This window comes from Bradyrhizobium sp. NBAIM08 (assembly GCF_020193935.1).
GTDB classification, from domain to species: domain Bacteria; phylum Pseudomonadota; class Alphaproteobacteria; order Rhizobiales; family Xanthobacteraceae; genus Bradyrhizobium; species Bradyrhizobium yuanmingense.
The window spans coordinates 422,827-444,371 of the sequence record NZ_JADYVR010000004.1 but is presented as its reverse complement, the minus strand read 5'-3'; the positions used below and the strand labels follow the sequence as shown (position 1 = coordinate 444,371).

The following is a 21,545-nucleotide window of genomic DNA, read 5'->3' as shown; positions in this document are numbered from 1 at the left end:
GCAATCCAGAAATGTATCCGCCGAGGGACTCTGGATTGCTTCGTCGCAAGGGCTCCTCGCAATGACGACGCTTACGTCGCCTTCCTCGCGAACGTCGCCTTGAGATTGTCGAGTAATTCCACCTTCACGCCGTTGCGGCGCATGATGTAGCCCTGCTGGACCACCGAGAGCAGGTTGTTCCAGGCCCAGTAGATCACGAGGCCCGCCGGGAATCCCGCCAGCATGAAGGTGAAGATCAGCGGCATCCAGTTGAAGATGATCTGCTGCGTCGGATCCGGCGGCGTCGGATTCAGCTTCATCTGGATCCACATCGTGATGCCCATGATGATCGGCCAGATGCCGAGCGCGAGGTAATAGCCGAACACCGGAATCGTGGTCGGATCGAACGGGAGCAGCCCGAACAGGTTGAAGAGGTTGGTCGGGTCCGGCGCGGAGAGGTCCTTGATCCAGCCGAAGAACGGCGCGTGCCGCATCTCGATGGTGACGAACAGCACCTTGTAGAGCGCGAAGAACACCGGAATCTGGATCAGCACGGGCAGACAGCCGGCGACCGGATTGATCTTCTCCTTGCGGTAGATCTCCATCATCTCCTGCTGCTGCTTCACCTTGTCGTCGGGATAGCGCTCCTTCAGTGCCAGCAGCTGCGGCTGGATCGACTTCATCTTCGCCATCGAGGCGTAGGACTTGTTCGCCAGCGGGAAGAACAACAGCTTCACGATCACCGTGACGAGCAGGATCGAGACGCCGAAATTGCCGAAGAAGCGGAAGAAGAAGTCGAGGCCGAGGAACATCGGCTTGGTGAGGAAATAGAACCAGCCCCAGTCGATCAGCAGGTCGAACTGGTTGAGGCCGAGCGCCTTGTTGTAGCCGCCGAGGCCCGCGAGCGGGAAGTTGATGCCGACCACGCCGGCTTCCTTGGCGCCTGCGAACAGCCGCGCGTTGGCCGTCGCGGTGCCGCCGATCGCGACGGTGACGGGGTCGAGCAGATAGTCGGTCTGGTAGGTATGGACCTTGCCGACCGGGTTCGACGAGAAACGCGCCTGGAGCTGGGCGTTGGTATCCGGCAGCAGCGCGGAGGCCCAGTATTTGTCGGTGATGCCGAGCCAGCCATTGGTGGCCTTGAAGTTCACCTGCTTGGCTTCGTCGATCTTGCTGTAGGCATATTCCTGCAGCCTGTGTTCGCCGAGATAGCCGATCAGGCCCTCATGCAGGATATAGTAGCCGGAGACATGCGGCGCGCCGTGGCGCGAGATCAGCGCGAACGGATAGAGCGTGACGGGCGCGTTGCCGACATTGCTCACCTCGTCCTTGATGGTGAAGAGATAATGGTCGTCGACGGCGATGGTGCGGCGGAAAGTCAGGCCGTCGCCATTGTCCCATTTCAGCACCACGGGCGTCGACGGCGTCAGGCTGCCGCTGCCCTCCTGCTGCCAGACGGTCTGGGCATCCGGCATCTTTGCCGTCACGCCCGTCGCTGCAACCCAGCCGAACTCGGCGTAATAGGGCTCCGCCGTGCCCGACGGCGAATAGAGGACGATCGGCGGCGATTTCGGATCGACCGTCTCGCGATATTGCACCAGCGCGATGTCGTCGATGCGGCCGCCCTTCAGCGAGATGCTGCCGGCGATCCGCGGCGTCTCGATCTTGACGCGCGGGCTCGCTGCAATGGCAGTCTCGCGCGAAACGACCGCTTGGGGCGGGCTCGCGGCCGGCGTCGACGGCTGGGCCGCGCCGGGCTGCGGCGCGCTGCCCGGCGTCGGGGACGCGCCCGGCTGCGGCGTGCTGCCCTTCTGGAGCTCGGACTGCGCCTGCTGCTGGGCGCGCTGCTTCTCCATCTGCGGCACATTGTAGAAGTACTGCCAGGCGATCAGCACCAGGCCGGACAGAATGACGGCGAGGATGGTATTGCGATTGTCGGTCATCTCGATTGTCTCGTCATCAATCCGGTTTGCGGCTGGTCGCTGCGGCGTGACCCGGCCTGTGGCCGCGCGCTTTGGCCGTATGCCGCGCGGGCTTCGTGAACGCTATGCGCAGATCGTCGAGCATGGTGGCGAAGTCGCGCGAGAGCGCGTCCTTTCGTCCGACCAGGACATAATCATGGTGGGGCTGCATCGATGTCGGATCGAGCCGCTTCACCAGTTCGCGCAACCGGCGCCGGATGCGATTGCGCTCGGGGGCGTTGCCGTTCTTCTTGGTGACGGTGAAGCCGATCCTGACAGGGCCGGAATCATCGCGGCGGCGGCTTTGCAGGACGAACGCGGGACTATTCACCCGCGCGCCATTGGCAACGGCGAGGAAATCCGCCCGCTGCCTCAGCCGATCCATGATGAAATCCCAAAAAGGGGGTCCGGCTCAGGCGCTCAGACGCTTGCGGCCGCGGGCGCGGCGGGCGGCGAGAACCTTGCGGCCGCCGGCAGTGGCGAGACGGGCGCGGAAGCCGTGACGGCGCTTGCGCACCAGTTTGCTGGGTTGATAAGTCCGCTTCACGGGTTTTTCTCCGCTGACCGGGCAATTTGCCTGTAGAATTGATGGTAAAGTCCGGAAGATGCGGCCCAAAACGGGCCCTTTTTCGGCCCCAAGAGAGCCGCTCCCGGTGTCGCACCGGGTCATCGCGGACAATTCGCGCGGCTTATAAGGGAGCGCCTTGTCTTCGTCAACGCCGCACAAGCGCGCGATTGTGGTGAATATCGCTGTTTGCGCGGCGTTTTTAACCCTTGAGGTGGCGACTCGCGCTATCAGCGCTTACATCACACCTCGGCAGATTAGCGATCCGTAATTTGACCGGACATCGGTCGGGTCGCATCCTCCATCAGCCAAGGCCAACAGGGGCGAGTTTCGTGCCAGCCACAGATCGCCAGCCGATCCAGGATCTGGATCAGCCAGACCAGCCGGCGACGCGGCCCCGCGGCTCGCGCGGGCTCGGGTTGTCCGGCAAGCTGCTGCTGCTCACCATTCCCTTGGTGATGATCGCCGCGGTGCTGCTCTACGTGCCAGCCATCGCGAATTTCTGGGTCAACCGGCTGAATGATCGCGTCGCGGCGGCCAACACCGCGGCGCTGGTGCTGGATGCGGCGCCGCTCGGCATGGTCCCCGATTCGCTGTCGCGGCAGATCCTGAAGAGCATCAACGCCCGTGCTGTTGCCATCAAGATGGGTCAGCAGCGCCGGCTGCTCGCCAGCGACAACATTCCCGCCGCCATCGAGCACGACATCGACCTGCGCGACATGACGGCTTGGGAGGCGATCACCGGCTCGTTCCGGATGATGCTGGAAACCGGCAACCAGGCCATCCGCATCGTCGGCCCCGGGGTCGGCAATGCACAGTTCATCGAGATCGTCACCGATGAGCTGCCGCTGCGGAAGCAGATGTACCGCTTCTCCCGCAACCTCGTCGTGGTCGCGTTGATCATCGCGGTGCTGACCGCGGGCCTCGTCTATCTCGCGCTTCATTACCTCTTCGTGCGCCCGATGCGGCGGCTGACCGCGAGCCTGGTCGGCTTCCACGAGAATCCCGAGAGCTCGGCCGGCATCATCGTGCCGAGCCAGCGCAGCGACGAGATCGGGGTCGCCGAGCGCGAATTGTCCGACATGCAGCGCGACCTGATGTCGATGCTGAATCAGAAGAGCCGGCTCGCTGCCCTCGGCCTCGCGGTCTCCAAGATCAACCACGATCTGCGCAATCTGCTCGCCTCGGCCCAGCTGCTGTCGGATCAGCTCGCCAGCGTGCCGGATCCGCGCGTGCAGCGCTTTGCGCCCAAGCTCGTGCGCTCGCTCGAGCGCGCCATCGCCTTCTGCCAGTCGACATTGTCCTACGGCCGCGCCCAGGAGGCCGCACCCGACCGCCGCATGATCCTGATCGAGCCTGTTGTGATGGAGGTGCGGGAGACCGCGGGGCTCGCCAACGACGCCTCGATCGCCTGGGTCGCCGCGATCGAGCGCGGGCTCGCGGTCGACGCCGATCCCGACCAGCTGTTCCGGGTCTTGCTCAACCTCGTCCGCAACGCCGCCCAGGCGCTCGAAAGCCATGCGGCGGGTGAGGGGCGCGTGCAGCAGATCCGGATCACCGGAAAGCGCGAAGGCGCCGTCGCCATTCTCGAGGTCTCCGACACCGGCCCCGGCGTTCCCCCGAAGACCCGGGAGCGCCTGTTCGAGGCCTTCCAGACCTCGGGCCGCCCCGGCGGCAGCGGCCTTGGCCTCGCCATCGCCGCCGAGCTGGTCCGCGCCCATGGCGGCGAGATCCACCTGGTCGAGGGCACCATCGGCGCCACGTTCCGCATCGTCATCCCCGACCGTCCCGTGGAACTGCTCTCCATCCGCAACGAGCGCCAGAGGGCTTAAGGCTAGGCCAGCGGCCGACTGAAACGAGCTGGGCCATCGCCATTCCTTCCGTCATTCCGGGACGACCCGAAGGGTCGGGCCCGGAATCCATAACCCCGGCTGGTGGTTATGGATTCCGGGCTCGCGACTTCGTCGCGCCCCGGAATGACGAAGAGAAGTGCGGAAATGCTCCAAAATACCGGCGAGCCGGACCTTGCCAATCGGGACAAGAGCGGTTAGTCAGAGCGCTCTTTCGCACCCCCTCCGGCTCCGCCGGGGGCTGCTTGCGGGCCCTGCCCGCGCTGTTTGCGAAACACGCGCCCGTAGCTCAGCTGGATAGAGCATCAGACTACGAATCTGAGGGTCGGACGTTCGAATCGTTCCGGGCGCGCCATTCTTTGCCGAAAGGTCAGGACAGGACAGCATCTGGTCGCCAGACCGGCCCGAGACCGGATGGCCATGCCGTGTGGGGAGCTGGATGAGGATATCGCAGGCGTTCAAGTTTGAGGCGGCGCATCGGCTGCCAAACGTGCCCGAGACTCACAGGTGCAGCCGGCTGCATGGTCATTCCTATCGGGTCGAGGTCCAGCTGGATGGGCCGGTCGACCCGCACACCGGCTTCGTCGCTGATTTCTTCGATATCGAGAAAAGCTTCGCCGGCATCATGGCGGCGCTGGACCACCAGTGCCTGAACGAGGTCGACGGCCTCGCGAACCCGACCGCCGAGAATATCGCGGTCTGGATCTGGGACCGCTTGAAGCCCAGCCTGCCGCTGCTGTGGGCGGTCCGCGTTTATGAAACGACGGATTGCTGGGCCGAATATCAGGGGCGGTGACGACGGCCCGCTGACCCAGCGCCAGTCTCACCGACGCCATATGGGAACCCGCAGGGAAACTCTGGATCAGCCGTATGAGCGGAGTGGTGCTGCTTGCGCGCCGCCGGACGGGTCTCATTGCTCACGAATATATGAGCTGTGTTGATAACCGCATGCGGGTTGGAAGGTTTAATTTCAAGCTGGCGTAGAATGTCCGCAATGCCAGTTGTGCTTGGCCCCTGTACAGGGAAACCGTTGATGGAACGCAAGCTCGCCGCGATCATGGCCGCCGACATCGTCAGCTACAGCCTGATGATGGCCGAAAACGAGGCCTCCACCTATAAAGAGCTGCGCACGGTCTTCGACAATCTGATCGAGCCCACAGTCGCGCAGCATGGTGGACGCATCTTCAAGAAGACCGGCGACGGGTTTCTGGCGATGTTTCCCAGCGTCAACGAAGCCGTTGATGCGGGCTCTGCCATCCAGCAAGGGTTCGACAACGCCCCGTTTGAGCTGCGCATAGGCATCAACCTCGGTGATGTCATCGAGGACAATGGCGACATGTACGGCGACGGCGTTAATGTCGCCACACGGCTCGAGACGATGGCCGATCCCGGTAGCATCTTTGTTAGCGGCGCTGTCGTCCTGGCCGCAGACCGCAATCGCGGCGACGTGTTCGCGCGTGTGGGCCGCAGGCGCGCCAAAAACATTCCCGACCGTCTTAACGTCTACCGGGTCCGACGCGCGCAATCCTCGTGGTCTCGCTGGCGAAAAGTCCCGCGCGTTCTACGCGGTACCGCTGCGCGCTGGTCGTATGGCGTCGCCGCCGTAGCCCTTGTCCTCATCGGCACCCAAATCCAACCGCTTTCCCTGGCGGCGATGGTCAGCCGGCTCCCGGCCGCGCTATCTTTCGACCAGACCCGCGCCGACCCGCGCCCGTCAGTTGCGGTCATGCCCTTTGCGACCATGGGCGGCGACCAGTCGTACTTTGCAGACGGGCTGACCGAGGATGTGACCACGGCGCTCGCAAGGAATTCCGAGCTTCAGATCATCGCGCGCGACTCCACCTATGCCGTGCGCGGGCAAGACAGCGATATGCGCAAGCTCGGGGCAAAGCTGGGCGTTTCCTACGTGGTGGAAGGCAGCGCGCGCCGCGAGGGGGACCGGCTTCGCGTCTCGGCGCAGCTGATCGACGTGAAATCGGGCGCGCACCTTTGGTCGCGCAGCTTCGACAGGCAGGTTGCCGACGTCTTCACCGTACAAAGCGAGCTGACCACGGAAATCGTCGCCCAGCTCGCGCCGTATATCGGCCGAAGTGAAGCCATCGCTGCCGCGCAACGTCCGACCGACAACCTTCAGGCTTACGATCTTCTGCTGCGGGCCCGTCATCGATACCGGCATGGCGTCCAGGATGCGGAAGCGCTTATGGAGGCACGCGGCCTATATCAGCGCGCGCTGGAAATGGACCCGGCCTATGCCGCCGCCCGTGCGGGCTTGGCCCTCACTTACATCGCGGATGTGGCCAAGAGGTCGAGTGGTCGGGCGACAGCGCATGAGCTGGAACTAGGTCTTAGCGAAGCGCGCCAGGCTGTGCGCCTCGATCCCAATCTCTCGCTCGGCTATCAGGTGATCAGCTTCGGGCTGGCGGTGCAGGGCGATTATGCGGGCGGCTTGCAGGCCGCCAAGCGCGCCGTCGAACTGAATCCCAATGACCCGGATAGCATGATGGCATTGGCAAAAGCACAAGTCCGTTTCGGGGACTACGCGGACGCTGTTGCCAATGCCGAGCGGGCGCGTCGCCTTCATCCCATGGCACCGGAATATTACGCCTATGTGCATGGCCAGGCGCTTTACGCCGCTGATCGTCGCGATGAGTCGGCTACCGTGATCTCCGAATGCCTTGTAAGGGCGCCGCGCGATGCCAACTGCCTGCTCATACAGGCTGCGCTGCAAGGGCGGCGCGGTGATATAGAAGCGGCGCAGCTGACGATGGCAAGCTTGGTAGGGGCCCAACCGACATTTTCGTTGGAGGCAGAGCGCTCTTATCGCCGGTTTGGCAACAAGCCGCTCATGGAGCAGTTCCTGAAGGACCTGACGGTGGCGAAGGCACCGGGGGCTGCGTAATAGGATTCTGTGTAGCTGAAATTCAATGAGATAGCAGTTCTCAGTTTCATCTCGTCGCGCGCGCCGTTTCGATGGTAAGTTCGTCCGATGCGCACGATCGATCATCTATTCTCCCGCTTCGTTTTATTCCTTGCCATTGCAGCCGCCCCGGTGCTTCCCGCGCGCGCGGCCGAAACCTGCCCGTTCATCAGCGCCCAGGAGCTCGCCCGGGCGATGCCGGCGCTGAAATGGTCGCTGATTTCGAACCAGGACGGCCGCGGCTGCATCTACCAGGCCGGGCGCGGCGACACGATGATGCTCTCGGTGTTCCGCAATCCCGACAAGGACCGCGCCAGGGAATTGTACGCGACCTTCGTCAAGACGCTTGGCGAACGCATGCCGCTGAGCGCAGTGTCCGGAATCGGCGACGAGGGCCAGGGTGGAACGAGCGCGGCGGGCGCGGAACGCCAGGAGGCCTCGGTCGTCGCCCTGTCCGGCGATTACATCCTGCAGATCAGCGTCTATCCGGTCGGCCGGCGTGCCGATGATGCGCTGCTCGCGCCGATCGCTGAGGCCGCGCGCGTTGCCGTCGGCAATGTGAGCAGGAGCAGCGAGCGGTTCGGCAATTGCGAGTGGCTCACGGCCGCCGATGCCGACGGCTTTCTCGACAACGGCACGCTGACGGTGCAGCGGACCGGGGCAGGCAGCTGCATGATGTTCGATCGTGAGGCCAACACCATGACCGTCGCGGTGATCACGACCTCGCGCGATACCGCCATCGGCATGATGAAGCGTGCAGGGCCATGCACGCACGTGGCGATCCCCGAGCTCGGCCGCGAAGCCTTCGGCGAGCATTCCTGCACCAAGGGCAACGGCAACGCCGTCCACATCCATGTCTGGAAGAACGGCCGCCAAGCCTCGATCCTGTTCGCCCCGGTCAAGCCGCATCCGCAGTCCGGCTCGGTCGAGCGCCTGAAGGCGGTTGCCGCGCGGGTGTATGGGAAACTGTGACGACGGTGGTCGGGGTCACACTTGCGTCGCGCAATTCTGGATTGCGTTTGCCGCGGGCGCAGCTATCGTCCCACACCCCACGGTCTGCTGGAAAGCCCTTGATGTCTAAGCGTCGCACATGGTCCGCAGCCAGTGGCTTGATCTGTGTCGCTGCCGCGCTCCTGTTATCGGCCCTCACCGCGGATGCCCGGGAGGCACAGTGGTCTCCGTTGTGGGATGCCTTGACGAAGCGGTCTGACGCAAAGGTGGTCGACGGCGTCAATGACAAGGGCAAGGCGACGCGACGTATAGATCTCTCCTCGGGGGTGTCCTTCTTTCTGGAGCGCGATGGCGACCGGATCATGAGTACCGGGTTCGACAACAGCGGACGCGGAGCCGTGCAATGCAGTTGGGAGATTTATGTCGGGGTTCGAGCCTACACCGAAGCTTGCCAGCCGGGCGAAGATCAAGCCTTTGAAGCCGATCTGGACGATGCGATAGCTCGCATGAACGAGTTCATCGTTGAGAACAGCATCGTTCCCGTGACCAAATCGGAGCTTCAGGATGCCATTCGGCAACGTAAGCAGCACGTCGGGGACGTGGTGCGCGGGCAATCCGACGACGATCGCCGCAAGCTATGCGAAGCCAGCCCTATTCGTCCCATGAGCATTGCATTGCGGTCCGCTTCGCACGACTTGCGAGTTTCAACTTTGAACACGCTCTTGTCCGTCAAGCGACCACCGGTGAAAAATCCGTGCCTTTGAGCGTGCCGCTGCCGGCGTGATGCGGCTTCGCAAAACGATGCAAGACGACAGCAACATCCGGGACCCTTGGAGGTCCCGGATGTCATCCGCCTAGACCGTCAGCCCGCAAGCCTGCCGGATCGCGATCTGAATCGGCGAAGGTGGCAGCGCCGGATCGAATTCGCGCTTCGGCAGCAGCGGAGGCTGTGCCATGAAGCGCGGCTCTTTCCCGCGGTGGGGTTGCGCGGCATGAACCAGGAACGGGTGGCACAGATAGACGGTGCCTGGCTTGCCGGTCGCAAGTTCAACCTCGCGATCCCTTGTCGACGCCCAGTCGCCGGCAGCAAGTTGCCGGAGCGTTGCGCCCGCCTCGCCATGGGGCAGTAGCTCCCGCGCGATGGCCGCATGCGAGCCTTTCCGGATTCGCGTGGGCGCATCATCGTTTCCGACGTCCGAGAACAGGAAGAGCATCAGCAGCGCACGGCCGCTGCTCTTCACATTGGCACGCCATTCCATGAAGTCGGCATGGGCTGTGCCAAAGCTCATGTCCACATGCCAGCCATCGTCGCCTGGCGATTGCGATGACGGGAAGCGGATCGGAAAGGTTCCGAGGCCCCTGGGCGCAAGCCAGCGTCCTTCGCCGGCGAGCTGATCATAGGCCTTGTGCAGACGCGGCGTGTTCGCGGCTTCAATGAAGGGGGGCGTCGCTTTGGCGCCGACCCGGACAACGGGCTGGGTCCAATGTTCGGGCTCGTCCGGCGACAGGCCGATATCCGCCCACAGCTCGTCCCTGCATTGCTTGGCAAGGTCGGTGCTGAAGGCATTCTCGAGTTTGACGAAACCGTCGTCGATGAAGGTCTGGACCTGACGGGGCGTCAGGCCAACCTGTTCGGTCTTGGGCATTGCACATCTCTCCGTTCGGCTACCGCAGCGCGCGTAGCCGTTTGATCTGAGTGGCGCAGGAGCGCCGGAACGACGTTCGGCCGTTCAGATCAGCGGGAAGAATGTGGAGATGAACATCATGGCGGGAACGTATAGCGCGGCGGAGCGGGGAATCAAGACACGGACAAGCGGATGAGCGAGGCCTTCACCGCAGGCCCTGCTCGTCGATCAGGATGCGGTGGATCTCGATGCGCTCCGGCAGCTCGATCAGAAACTCCGCGTCGCGCGCGAGATGATGGACCTTGGTCGGCTCGCCCTTGGTGAAAGCCGTCATGGCTGCGATGTCCGCCCAATAGGAAATGGTGGTGAACCACGTCTCCTCGTCGCGGTCCTCGCGCAGTTGCTGCACACCGAGCGCGGTCTTTCGCAGCGGCGGGATGCCCTCGGCTTGCAGATAGGCCTGGTAGGCGTCGGCGAGGTCGCGGCGGGTACGGCCGCGCCAGACGCGGGCGATGGTCGGCTTGGTCGGCATGGCAGGATTCTCCTCGCTGCCGAACGCCGTGCGGCGCATCTCGTTCCAGCGTCGCCATGTCACGGCCGCCGGCAGCCGCGGCTGGAACCTGGCGCTTGGTCGGCACTGGCGATTCATCGGCCGGATCTTGACCGGCGCCGCGGCAGCATTTCCACATCATTGATCTGAAACAATGATGGTCTTCGCGACAAATGCTAGGGCCAGTCGCAGGTCACGTGCGAGGCTCCCCAGGCCGGTCAAGACAATCTCCGCGCGTGATGAAATCCGAGGGCTCAATGGGACGACTGCTGAATATCGTAACGCCGCTGCACACTGCGACCAAGCGCGACTACATGGGCCGCATGAACGACGACAAGATCGGCTGCTCGCTGAAGGCGCGGGAGTACGAGGCAGATTACTGGGACGGCGATCGCCGTTTCGGTTATGGCGGCTACCGCTTCATCGAGGGGCGCTGGGCCCCCGTCGCCAAGGCGCTGATCGAGACCTATGGCCTGAAGGACGGGTCGAGCGTGCTCGACGTCGGCTGCGGCAAGGGTTTTCTGCTGTACGAGATGCAGAAGATCCTGCCGGGTCTGAAGGTCACCGGCTTCGACATTTCCAAGCATGGTCTTGCCAATGCACACGAGCAGGTGAAGCCGTATCTGTTCAACTATCGCGCCCAGGACGTCTATCCCTATGGCGACGACAGCTTCGACCTCGTCATCTCGCTCGGCACCCTGCACAATCTCAGGCTCTACGAGCTCGAGGCCGCGCTCAAGGAGATCGAGCGGGTCGGCAAGAACAAATACGTCATGGTCGAGGGCTACCGGAACGTCACCGAGCTGCACAACCTCGAATGCTGGGCGCTAACGGCAGAATCCATCCTGCACACCTCGGAATGGATCTGGCTCTACGGCAAGCTCGGCTACACCGGCGACTACGAATTCATCTATTTCGAGTGACCGGGCGCGCGATCCATGGACATCAAGACCGCGAAGGCCGCGATACTCGTCGAATCCGGCAAGCCGCTGATCGTCGACGAGTTCAATCTGCCCGACAGGCTCGAGCATGGTCAGGTGCTCGCCCATGTGCACACGTCGAGCATTTGCGGCGCACAGATCAACGAGATCGACGCCGTCAAGGGCGTCGACAAGTTCCTGCCGCACCTGTTGGGGCACGAGGCGCTGGCGACCATCGTCGAAACCGGACCCGGCGTCGTCTCCTGCAAGCAGGGCGATACCGTCGTCATGCATTGGCGGCCGGGGAAGGGCATCCAGTCCAACACGCCGGTCTATTCCTGGCGCGGCAAGCGCCTCAATGCGGGCTGGGTCACCACCTTCAACGAATATGCCGTGGTGTCGGAAAATCGCGTCACGCCCGTTCCTGATACGATCGACCGCACCAGTGCGCCGCTGCTCGGCTGCGCGGTGACGACCGCGCTCGGCGTCGTCAACAACGATGCGCAGATCGCCATCGGCGAAGCCGTCGTCGTATTCGGTGTCGGCGGCGTCGGATTGAACATCGTGCAATTCGCCGCGATGGTCGGCGCATGGCCGGTCATTGCGATCGATCGCCTCGACAACAAGCTGGCCATGGCGAAGGATTTCGGCGCCACCCACATCGTCAATTCCGAGACCGTGAAGGATGTGGCCGCCGAGGTCCGGTCCGTCACGGGGGCCGACGGCCCCGACAAGGTCGTCGAGACCACCGGCGTCAAGAACCTGATCGAGCTCGCCTACGAGATCACGGCTAAGAAAGGCCGCTGCATCCTGGTCGGCGTGCCCCGCGAGAAGGCCGAGATCTATACCCTGCCGTTGCACTTCGAGAAGGTGCTGAAGGGCTCGGAAGGCGGGCAATGCCAGCCCGCGCGCGATATCCCGCGCCTTGTGCGACTCAGCGACGCCGGCAAGGTGAGCTACCGCGGCATCGTCACCCACGAGTTCGCGCTCGACGACATCAACGACGCCCTGGATCTGATGCGCAGCGGCACATCGGGACGGATTCTCCTGAACATCAGCTGAGCGCTGCGCTCGCCGCACACGCGCAGGTCACTAATCGATCTCCGCCTTGGTCTTCAGTCCGGGCAATACGGTGCGGACGTGCTCGGCCAGCGTCGTCGCCAGCAGCGAGGGCCTCGCCTCCGAGAATTCGAGCGCGATGCCGATGGTCGGAAGCAGGGGCAGTCCGGCCGAGACGACGTGTAGATCGAACGGGACGGCGGTTCGTGTCAGGACGCTGATCGCATGACCGGACCGCGCGATCGCGATCAGGCCGGCGAGGCTGTTGCTCGCGTAGGCGACCCTGTAGCGCCGATTGACCGCGTCCATCGCGGCGCAGGCGGCGCGGTAGTCCAGGCTCATCGGCGCCGCCAGCGCCAGCGGCAGCACATCCTGCGTCAGTATTTTCGGTTCGGCCTCGTTCGCGACCCAGACGAAGCGCTCCTCTCGGATCACCTCGCGCGCTCCGGCATCGGACAGCGAGATCAGCGCCATGTCGATCTGGCGCCGCGCCAGCATCGGGCGCAGCTCGGAGGTCGGTGCGCAGACCATGCGCAGCTCGACATTGGGATGCAGCGCGCAGAACCCCTTCAGCAGCGCCGGCAGGAAAGCGATCGAATAGTCCTCCGGGCAGCCGAGGCTCAGCGTCCCCTCGAGACTCTCGCCGCTCATGTCGGCGAGAATCTCGTCGTGCTGCGCCAGCAGCGTCTCGGCGTGGGCGAGCAGTTTCTCGCCGGCCGCGGTCAGCCTCATGCCGGATCCGCTGCGGTGAAACAGCGGCTGCGTGATCGTCTGTTCCAGCCGTTGCATCTGCATGCTGAGCGCGGACTGTGTCCGGCCAATCTGCAAGGCCGCCAGGCTGATCGAGCCGGTGCGGGCCACGACGACGAAATTCCTCAGAAGGTTGAGATCCAGCATCGACATCAAGAAGATTGATATCCAAATTGAATTATATCAATTAGCCTGAAGTCAAATTCTTGACTAGAGGTCGGACGTCCCCCAAGCGAGAGGTGGCTGTCATGACCTTGAATGCCGATCCCGATTTCTGGGCGTCCGCCAACACGCATCTGACCCGCTATGGGCCGAGTTTCGAACCCGTCATCATCGAGCGTGCGGCCGGCAGTTTCGTCTACGACGCCGACGGACGCGCCATCCTCGACTTCACCTCGGGTCAGATGAGCGCCGTGCTGGGGCACACGCATCCCGACATCGTTGCTACGGTCGCACGGCAAATGGATGCGGTCGCTCATCTCTTCAGCGGCATGCTCTCGCGTCCGGTGGTGACGTTGGCCGAGCGTCTCGCTGCGCTTGCGCCCGGTCTCGACCGCGTGCAGCTGCTGACGACAGGCGCGGAAGCCAATGAAGCGGCGATCCGGATGGCCAAGCTCGTCACCGGCCGGCACGAAATCGTCGCCTTCGCGCAAAGCTGGCACGGCATGACCGGCGCGGCGGCGTCGGCGACCTACAGCGCGGGCCGGCGCGGTTATGGGCCGGCCGCGGTCGGATCGTTCGTCATTCCCGCGCCGAACGCCTATCGGCCGCGCTTCAGGAACGTCGACGGCAGCAACGACTGGCAGACCGAGCTCGACGATGCGTTCGCACTGATCGACAGCCAGTCGACCGGTAGTCTGGCGGCCTTCATCGCCGAGCCGATCCTCTCCAGCGGCGGCATTCTGGAACTGCCGCTCGGCTATCTCGCGGCCTTGAAGCAAAAATGCGAGCAGCGCGGCATGCTGCTGATCCTCGACGAAGCTCAGACCGGAATCGGCCGCACCGGGCACATGTTTGCCTTCGAGCGTGACGGCGTGGTGCCTGATATTCTCACGCTGTCGAAGACGCTCGGCGCCGGTCTGCCGCTCGCCGCGGTCATGACGACAAAGGCCATCGAGCAGACCGCGTTCGAGCGCGGCTTCCTGTTCTACACCACGCATGTCTCCGATCCCTTGCCCGCCGCGATCGGCGTCACGGTGCTCGACGTTGTCGCGCGCGACGGGTTGGTGGCGCAGGCAACCGCCAGGGGCAACAGGCTCCGGGATGGATTGCTGTCGCTGCAGCAAAAGTTCGAATGCGTCGGTGACGTCAGGGGCCGCGGGCTTCTGCTTGGTCTTGAAATCGTCGTCGACCGGCAGTCCAAGACGCCGGGGTTTGAACTCGGCGCGCGGATCATGGAGGAGACCATGCGTCGCGGTCTCAGCATGAACATCGTCAAGTTGCCCAGCATGGGCGGCGTATTCCGCATCGCGCCGCCGCTCACGGTGTCCGAGGCCGAAATCGATCGCGGTCTCGAGATCATGTCGGAGGCGATCCAGGCTGCTGCGACGACGCACTGATCGGGGAAGGCCTTTTCCGGATGCAACTCGCCAGGACATATGGGCGTCCGACGCTGTTCTCGCGGCACGGCATGGTCGCCGCCGCGCATCCTCTCGCGGCACAGGCCGGTGCACGAATCCTGATGCAGGGCGGCAATGCGTTCGATGCGGCCGTCGCCACGGCGGCCGCCCTCAACGTGGTCGAGCCGTTCATGTCGGGGCTTGCCGGGTTTGGACTGGCCACGATCTGGGTGGCGATCGAGCAGCGCATTCGCGTGCTCGACTTCGCGCCGCCGATGCCCGCAAGCTTCCCGGTCGGCAGATACACCAGCAGATTCGAGCTCGAGCGCGGTCCGCAGGCGGCCTCGACGCCCGGCAATCTCGCGGGCTGGTGCGAGCTGCTCTCGCGCTATGGACGCAAATCGCTTCCAGACGTCTTTGCGCCGGCGATCACGCTGGCGCAGGGCGGCTTTGCGCTCTCGGACTTCGGTGTTGATGAGATCAACGAGCAGGTGCCGCTGCTCGAACCCTGGCCGGACCTGCACGCCGCACTGGTCAGGAACTATCTCCCGGATGGAATGCCGGTGAAGCTCGGCAGCATCGTCGCGCAGCCTGATCTTGCGCAGACTCTTGCCGAGATCTCCGACTTGGGGCCCGAGCATCTGTATGGCGGCAAGCTCGGCCGGCGGATCGTGGACTATCTCGCCACGCTCGGCGGCAGCCTGACGCTGGACGATGTCATCGCCGTCAAGCCGCATTGGTTCGATCCCCTGACCGTGTCCTATCGGGGGCTCGAGCTTCACGTGCCGGCGCAGCAATGTGGCGGCTTTCAGTTCGCCCTGACCCTCAAGATCCTTGAAGGCTTTGACCTCGGGCGTTTGCCGAAGGACGGTGCCGATCATCTCGATACGGTCTATCGCGCGATCCGTCTCGCCGCCGGCGAGCGCATCGCCCATGGCAATCTGGGACCGGATCAAGCCGCTGCAGCAATGTCCGAGGCGACGATCGCGCGGCTTCGCCAGCGTGTGAGCGACGGCCGGCCGATCACGGGCCCGACAGAGCAATGGATGCCGCAGGATCGTGCCGATCCCGGCCACACCACCTCGTTCTCGATCGCCGACGCCGAAGGCAATCTGGTCTGCATGACGCAAAGTCTCGGCAGCCCGTTCGGCAGCGGCGTCGTGGTGCCGGGGACCGGCGTTTGCCTCAACAATCATCTGCATTGGGCCGACGTGCAGCCGGGAAGCCCGAACCTCGCCAAGCCGGGCGATGCGTTGCCGGTGACGCTGGCACCGTCGATTGCGACGCGCGGCAGCCGTCCGGTGCTCGCGCTGGGGACGCCCGGCAGCTACGGCATCCCGCAAACCCAGGCCCAGGCTTATGTGCAGCACATCGAGTTCGGCCTTCCGCTGCAGCAGGCGATCGAGGCGCCGCGTTCACGGCTGTGGGACGGCCGCTTCATTCAGGCAGAGAACCGCATCGCGCCGGAAACGATCGTCGAACTGAAACGCCGCGGTCACGAGATCGAGATCCTGGACACCGGGTGGACCATGCTCTGCGGCGGCATGCAGGCCATCGCGCTCGATCCGGAAACCGGCGTGATGACGGGTGCCGCCGATCCGAGGCGGGATGGATATGTCATCGCCTTGTGAGCGGTCGCACATCGAGGCGAGCGCAGGCAGGCGCCGCCGATGTGCGCCGCGCCTGAATGGCTGGCCGCGTCGCGTTAACGAATCGTTCACCGCCCAAGACCATCCCAGCCCGGCCCAGCCGTAACCGCCGGTTAACCATGGATATTTACGGTGTAGCAAGCCTCAGAGCTATGACTGTCAGTTGATTTCGAGTCCAACCCATGGCGTTCGGTAGCCGCGCATCTCCGCGAAGCATCGCCCCGACGGAGCAAGCGGCTTCGTGGGAAGCGCCGCGCGCTGCGAAGGCGAAGCCTGACGGCGCCTCGCCGGGCATGACCAAGGGATCGCTGACCGTCTCCGGGACGCTGTCCTTTCTGCGCGAGAACGGCCGGCGCATTCTGACGCTGGCGCTGGCGCTGTTCGCCCTCGGCGTCGTCGCCCTGATGGTGCTTCCGGTCCGCTATGCCGCGACGGCCCTGGTCGTGCTCGATCCGCGCGAGCTGCGCGTGACCTCGGAGCAGGACGTGCTGCCCGGCATCGGCCAGGATGCCGCGGCGCTGCAAAGCCAGATCGAGATCGCCAAATCCGACGGCTTCCTCCGCCCCCTGATCGAGCAGCTCAAGATCGCGGACGACGAGGACATCGCGGGCGGCTACACCGACATGACGCGCCTGCTCGAAAGATTCCGCAACCGCCTCGAGATCACCCGGCGCGGGCTGACCTACGTCATCGCGATTTCCTTCACCTCCAACCGGCCGGATCGCGCCGCCTACTACGCCAATGCCATCGCCGAGGCCTTCGTTGTCAGCCAGGGCCGCGTCCGCACCGAGGCGACGGACGAGGCGGCCGGCTGGCTCCAGGACCGGCTGAAGACGCTGAGCGAGCGCCTGCGCGCGTCGGAAGACGCAGTCGCCGCCTTCCGGCTCGAGCACAACATCGTCAATGCCGGCAAGGAATCCACCACGCAGCAATTGCGGGTGACCGATCTGACCCAGCAGGTCTCCGCCGCCCGCGCCCGCACCGAGGAGGCCAAGGCGCGCTACGAGCAGGTGCAGCGCGACGTCAAGGCCAATGTCGAAGGGCCGGTGAAGCAGGATCTCCTCAGCATGCTGCGCGCGCAGCGCTCGGCGCTGAACGACCAGATCGCGCAGAAGAAGGCGGTCTATGGCGACCGCCATCCCGACCTTGCGATCTCCTACAGCCAGCTGGCGGATATCAACCGGCAGATCGAGATCGAGCGGAAGAAGAACATCGATACAGCCAAGTCCGAATATGAGGCTCAGCTGGAGCAGCAGAACGCGCTGGAAAAGCAGCTCAAGGCGGTCGAGACCAAGATGCTGCGCGACGGCCAGGCGCTGGTGAAGCTGCAGGAGCTGCAGCGCGACGCCGATGCCAACCGCAACATCTACGAGCAGTTCCTGTCGCGGTTCAAGACCACCAATGAGCAGCGTCAGCTGCAGGCGTCCCAGACCAAGATCGCATCCGTTGCCATTCCGCCGTTGCGCTCGACGCGTCCGCCGCTCGCCTTGCTGCTCGCGGCGCTGGCGATCGGCTCGCTGCTGACGTCGACCGCCGCCGTTGCGGTGACGACGAGCCTGTCCGCCGACAAGCCCGAATCCGTTGAGGCGCCTGTCTCACGTGAAGCGGAGGAGACGCCCAACCGGCAAGTTTCCCCTCCTGCCGCCGCCGCGCGCCCAGCCGAGGCGATGCCCCGCCTTCCTGTCTGGGCTCGCATCCCCGAGCTGGCGCCAGGCGCCGGGATCAACGGAGGCGGGATCAACACGGTCTGGCAAAGACCGGTCAGCGCGTCGGCCGAGCTCGATCTCGGTCCTCACCTACGGCCGCTGCTCGAACGCATCGACCGCGTGCCGGTGCGCGGCTGCAAGGTCGCGCTGGTCTTGTCGGTCGGCAAGAGCGCCGGCGGCAACACCGTGGCGCGCGCCCTCAATCGCGCCGCCGTCAACCGCGGCATGATGAGCGTGCTGATCCGGCTCCAGCCGGAATTTGCAGGCACTCAGCCGCCGGTGACCGAATGGCAGGACGGCTCGACCACGGCGGGACTTCAGTCGATCGACGAGTTGCTGAGTGCCGGCCGCAAGCCCGATGCGCGGCCCGAGGACGATATCCGTTCCGAGTTCGACCTGATTGTCGTCCACGCCGGCAATCTCGCCTTGCAGCCCGACGCCATTGCGCTCGCCGCGCATGCGGACCTGATCGTTCTGGTGGCGCGCGCCGGCGAGCTTGGTTCGTCGGCGATGCGCAGAGTGACCGCGGCGCTGTCGAGATACGCGGCGGTGTCGACCGGCCTCGTCGTCAATCACGTGCCCGCTGATTCAATGGTGGCTCAGCCCGACAGTGGCGCTTTGGGCCTTGCGGTGTGACGATGACACTCTTGCGCCGCCGTCTGCTGGCTGCGGCGATGCTGTTGTCGATCGCGGTCGGCCGTCCGGTATTCGCCGAGGATTGCGTGCCACTGCCGTCGACGGTTTCGCCCGGGCGGCTTGCCGCGCTCTCGCGCGGCTTCAACGCCGACGGCTGGATCAACGGTGCGCCGCCGAGCCGCGCGCTGCTGCAGCAGCTGCGCAAGGCGGGCATGAGCCATGTCCGCCTGCCGGTGCCGGCGGAGCGTGTGATGCCGCGCTTTGCCGCAAAGGACGAGCGCGAGGCGACGCTGCGCGTGCTCGACAGCGCGCTGAAGCAGCTGACCTCGCTCGGCTATTCCAGCTCCGTCGACCTTCATCCGGGCGAGCGCTTCAATCGCCTGCACAAGGATGATCCGGATGCAGCGATGGGCGAGATGCAGGAGGCCTGGCGCGCGCTTGCAGGGGTCATTCGATCCTATCCTGCCGATCTAGTCTTCGCCGAGCTGCTCAACGAGCCCGATATCGAAGCGGACAGATGGCAAAGAGAGGTCGAGGCGCTCGCCGCCTTCGTTCGCCGGTTGCTGCCCGCAACCACCCTCATCGTCGGCCCTGTCAACTGGCAGCGCGCGGACTCGCTGCCGCGGTTTCGCCCCCTGGCGGACCCTGACGTCATCTACGCCATCCATTTCTACGATCCGATGGTGTTCACCCACCAGGGCCACTGGGACGCGCGCGATCCGCTGCACGACATCATGGATCTGCCTTATCCGATCAATGCCGGCGATCCCAAGGTTCAGGCGCTTCGGCAGGATTTGCAGGCTAGGGCCGCGGTCAAGGCGCTCGCCATGCTCGATACCGCGATTGCCGCCACCAAGGAGAAGCCGGGAGCCGATCGCTGGCTCGCGCCCGCGCTCGCATGGCAGCAGCAATTTTCGCGGCCGATCGTCGTCAATGAGTTCGGCGTGTTGAAAGCCGGCGCCCCCCGGCAGAGCCGGTTGCGCTGGCTGGCGGAGGTCACTGCCTATGCTCGCGCGCATTGCTGGGGCTGGGCGCATTGGGAACTGGAGCAAGGCTTTGGCCTCGTCGATGCCGCAACCGGCAAGCCCGATCCCGACGTGATGCGGGCGCTGCTCGGCGCGCCCGGCCGGCCTGAACGGGCTCCCGCTGCGCGCCGCGATCGTTAACGGATCCTTACCCCTCGCGCGGCTATCGTGTCCGGCGCGATGGTAAAGGACGATTGATGAGCGCCGGGTACTCACCGCAAGGCCAGAGCGTGCAGGCCGCGCCGTCGCCTCCGGCCTGGCGCGAGCTGGCCGCGACCTTCTGCATCGCCATCGCGACGATCAGCTCTGCGCCGGTTCTGCACCTCGCCAATCCCGCGCTGGCCATCATCATCGAGGTCCTGATCGGTATCGCCATCGTCGTTGCGGTCCCGACCTGGGCCCCGGCGGTCGCGATCTTCGTCCTGTTCTTCCAGAACCTGTTCGTCTCCATCCTGTCGCCGCTGGTCCCGCTCCCCTCCGATCTCGACTTCATCAAGGGCTACAATTTCCTGATTTGCTCCGTGATGTGGCTGGCGACGTTTGCGCTCTACGTGCTGGGCCAGAGGAGCCAGTCGAGGGAAATCAATCAGATCATGCGCTGGGGCGTCGTCACCCTCGCCGTCGTCTCGCTCTATTTCGCGATCGGCTTCGTCCAGGACGGACAGCCGGCGGCGGTCTATTTGCGCAACATCGTTCTGCCGCTGTTTCTGTTTCAGCTGTCGCTCCTGACCGCGGCAACCTTTGAGGTGCGCATCACGCCGTTCCTGGTCGCGCTAGCGGTCATCCTCATGCTGTGCGGCTATGTCGAGCTCGTCTTGCGCGATGTCTGGCTGGCCGTCACCAACGGCCATACGTTCTGGGGCTTCGACGAGCTCAAGGCGACCCATTCCGGCGTCTGGGAAACCCAGATGCGGCAGACCGGCAACGTGCCCGTCACACTCAAGGATCGTTTCAGCTTCGACTTCCTGAACACGCCCTTGCTCGAAGGCTTCGGCCTGTCGAAGATGCTGCGCATTCACGGCCCGAACATGCACCCGATCAGCTTCGCCTACGGGATCGGCTTTCTCGCCCTGTTCCTGTTCTCGGTCGGCCGCCCGCTGCTCGCCCTGGCAGCCCTGCCGCTGCTGGTCTTCTGCAGCGTGAAGGGAGCGCTCATCACCGTCATCTTCGTGGCTGCGGGCTGGATCGGGACTCGCCTCATCGGTGCCGTAGCGACATTGTTGCTGGGGTTCGCCGGCATGATCGCCTTTGCGATCCTGGCGATCCGCATCGGCCTGCAGATCGGCGACTATCACGTCATCGGCCTGATGGGCGGCCTCGACGGATTCGTGCAGAGACCTTACGGCCGGGGCCTCGGCATCGGCGGCAATTTGTCGGAGAGCTATTTTTCGATCGATTGGAGCGCCGCGCAGGCGGCCGGCACGATCGACGGCGCGGTCGAAAGCGCGATCGGCGTCCTCTTGTACCAGATGGGCATCGCGGCCTTCGTGCCGCTGGCCTTCTATTTCGCGATGGCGCTCAAGGCCTGGCGCCTCTATGCGTCGTCGGGATATCTGACGCAGGGCCTCGCCGGCTTCGGCGTGCTCGTCGTTCTGCTCAACGGATTATTTCAGGAAGAGGCCCTGTTCGCGCCGCTCGCGCTGGGCCTGATGCTCTCGCTCGCCGGTCTCGTCATCGGCAGCCATGCGAGGGTGCAGAGCGTTGCAAACGAGCATGCCGAGCCCGCTCGGCTCACCGGCTACCAGCCGGCTGCGTGAGCTGCCGACCTGCCGACGGTCCCAGTACTCGGGACCGTGCCCATCCAGGAACTTCCGGTTTTTCCCGGCGTTGAACACGACCCGCA

18 protein-coding genes and 1 tRNA gene are annotated in these 21,545 nt (G+C 64.6%); 13 read left to right on the top strand and 6 right to left on the bottom strand.

Annotated elements, in window-relative coordinates; translation table 11 throughout:
• Positions 1–71: 71 nt before the first annotated feature.
• The 3 genes from yidC to rpmH are packed head-to-tail and all read right to left on the bottom strand — an operon-like array spanning position 72 to position 2,487.
• Positions 72–1,922 carry a membrane protein insertase YidC gene (gene yidC, locus I6F37_RS16790; RefSeq protein WP_036014059.1) on the bottom strand — a complete coding sequence of 617 codons (1,851 nt, stop codon included), beginning with the start codon at positions 1,920–1,922 and terminating at the stop codon, positions 72–74.
• Between the two features lie 16 nt (positions 1,923–1,938).
• Complete coding sequence (gene rnpA / locus I6F37_RS16785) at positions 1,939–2,325, bottom strand: ribonuclease P protein component (protein WP_109145452.1); 387 nt, start codon at positions 2,323–2,325, stop codon at positions 1,939–1,941.
• Between the two features lie 27 nt (positions 2,326–2,352).
• Positions 2,353–2,487, bottom strand: coding sequence for a 50S ribosomal protein L34 (gene rpmH, locus I6F37_RS16780; RefSeq protein WP_008542748.1), 135 nt, complete (start codon positions 2,485–2,487; stop codon positions 2,353–2,355).
• 350 nt (positions 2,488–2,837) lie between these two features.
• Between rpmH and I6F37_RS16775 the strand changes: the two genes are divergently transcribed.
• The 6 genes from I6F37_RS16775 (at position 2,838) to I6F37_RS16750 (ending at position 8,987) form a co-directional block, all read left to right on the top strand.
• Entirely contained in the window at positions 2,838–4,337 is a 1,500-nt protein-coding gene (locus I6F37_RS16775; protein ID WP_036014057.1) for a HAMP domain-containing sensor histidine kinase, read from the top strand.
• A 296-nt stretch (positions 4,338–4,633) separates the two neighbouring features.
• Positions 4,634–4,710 (top strand) — tRNA-Arg (locus tag I6F37_RS16770).
• A gap of 84 nt (positions 4,711–4,794) precedes the next feature.
• Positions 4,795–5,151 carry a 6-carboxytetrahydropterin synthase QueD gene (gene queD, locus I6F37_RS16765; RefSeq protein WP_225152044.1) on the top strand — a complete coding sequence of 119 codons (357 nt, stop codon included), beginning with the start codon at positions 4,795–4,797 and terminating at the stop codon, positions 5,149–5,151.
• A gap of 237 nt (positions 5,152–5,388) precedes the next feature.
• On the top strand, positions 5,389–7,254 hold the full coding sequence (locus I6F37_RS16760) for an adenylate/guanylate cyclase domain-containing protein (RefSeq protein WP_225152042.1): 1,866 nt from the start codon (positions 5,389–5,391) through the stop codon (positions 7,252–7,254).
• A gap of 87 nt (positions 7,255–7,341) precedes the next feature.
• Complete coding sequence (locus I6F37_RS16755) at positions 7,342–8,244, top strand: hypothetical protein (protein ID WP_225152040.1); 903 nt, start codon at positions 7,342–7,344, stop codon at positions 8,242–8,244.
• A 101-nt stretch (positions 8,245–8,345) separates the two neighbouring features.
• Complete coding sequence (locus I6F37_RS16750; protein WP_225152021.1) at positions 8,346–8,987, top strand: hypothetical protein; 642 nt, start codon at positions 8,346–8,348, stop codon at positions 8,985–8,987.
• A 90-nt stretch (positions 8,988–9,077) separates the two neighbouring features.
• On the opposite strand, the gene I6F37_RS16745 is transcribed toward I6F37_RS16750, so the two are convergent.
• Positions 9,078–9,869, bottom strand: a complete 792-nt coding sequence (locus I6F37_RS16745; protein ID WP_225152019.1) for a phytanoyl-CoA dioxygenase family protein — start codon at positions 9,867–9,869, stop codon at positions 9,078–9,080.
• Positions 9,870–10,053: 184 nt separating this feature from the next.
• Positions 10,054–10,380: a hypothetical protein gene (locus I6F37_RS16740; protein ID WP_036014049.1), complete on the bottom strand. Its 327-nt coding sequence runs from the start codon at positions 10,378–10,380 to the stop codon at positions 10,054–10,056.
• 275 nt (positions 10,381–10,655) lie between these two features.
• Here I6F37_RS16740 and I6F37_RS16735 point away from each other — a divergent pair, with 275 nt between their 5' ends.
• Together I6F37_RS16735 and I6F37_RS16730 are read left to right on the top strand one after the other, a co-directional pair.
• Positions 10,656–11,321 (top strand): class I SAM-dependent methyltransferase, encoded by a 666-nt coding sequence (locus I6F37_RS16735; RefSeq protein WP_036014038.1) that lies wholly within the window; start codon positions 10,656–10,658, stop codon positions 11,319–11,321.
• Positions 11,322–11,336: 15 nt separating this feature from the next.
• A complete protein-coding gene (locus tag I6F37_RS16730) occupies positions 11,337–12,380 on the top strand; it encodes a zinc-binding dehydrogenase (RefSeq protein WP_036026523.1) in 1,044 nt (347 codons plus the stop codon).
• A 30-nt stretch (positions 12,381–12,410) separates the two neighbouring features.
• On the opposite strand, the gene I6F37_RS16725 is transcribed toward I6F37_RS16730, so the two are convergent.
• Entirely contained in the window at positions 12,411–13,274 is an 864-nt protein-coding gene (locus tag I6F37_RS16725; RefSeq protein WP_225152224.1) for a LysR family transcriptional regulator, read from the bottom strand.
• A gap of 101 nt (positions 13,275–13,375) precedes the next feature.
• On the opposite strand from I6F37_RS16725, the gene I6F37_RS16720 reads away from it, so the two are divergent.
• From I6F37_RS16720 to I6F37_RS16700, 5 genes are all read left to right on the top strand, one after another.
• Entirely contained in the window at positions 13,376–14,686 is a 1,311-nt protein-coding gene (locus I6F37_RS16720) for an aspartate aminotransferase family protein (RefSeq protein ID WP_225152017.1), read from the top strand.
• 20 nt (positions 14,687–14,706) lie between these two features.
• The gene (locus I6F37_RS16715) at positions 14,707–16,317 is read left to right on the top strand and encodes a gamma-glutamyltransferase family protein (protein WP_225152015.1); all 1,611 of its coding nucleotides are present in this window, start codon (positions 14,707–14,709) and stop codon (positions 16,315–16,317) included.
• 200 nt (positions 16,318–16,517) lie between these two features.
• On the top strand, positions 16,518–18,677 hold the full coding sequence (locus I6F37_RS16710; RefSeq protein WP_225152014.1) for a GumC family protein: 2,160 nt from the start codon (positions 16,518–16,520) through the stop codon (positions 18,675–18,677).
• Between the two features lie 2 nt (positions 18,678–18,679).
• The gene (locus tag I6F37_RS16705; protein ID WP_225152012.1) at positions 18,680–19,843 is read left to right on the top strand and encodes a glycoside hydrolase family 5 protein; all 1,164 of its coding nucleotides are present in this window, start codon (positions 18,680–18,682) and stop codon (positions 19,841–19,843) included.
• A gap of 56 nt (positions 19,844–19,899) precedes the next feature.
• Positions 19,900–21,459: a hypothetical protein gene (locus I6F37_RS16700; protein ID WP_225147276.1), complete on the top strand. Its 1,560-nt coding sequence runs from the start codon at positions 19,900–19,902 to the stop codon at positions 21,457–21,459.
• Positions 21,460–21,545 lie beyond the last annotated feature (86 nt).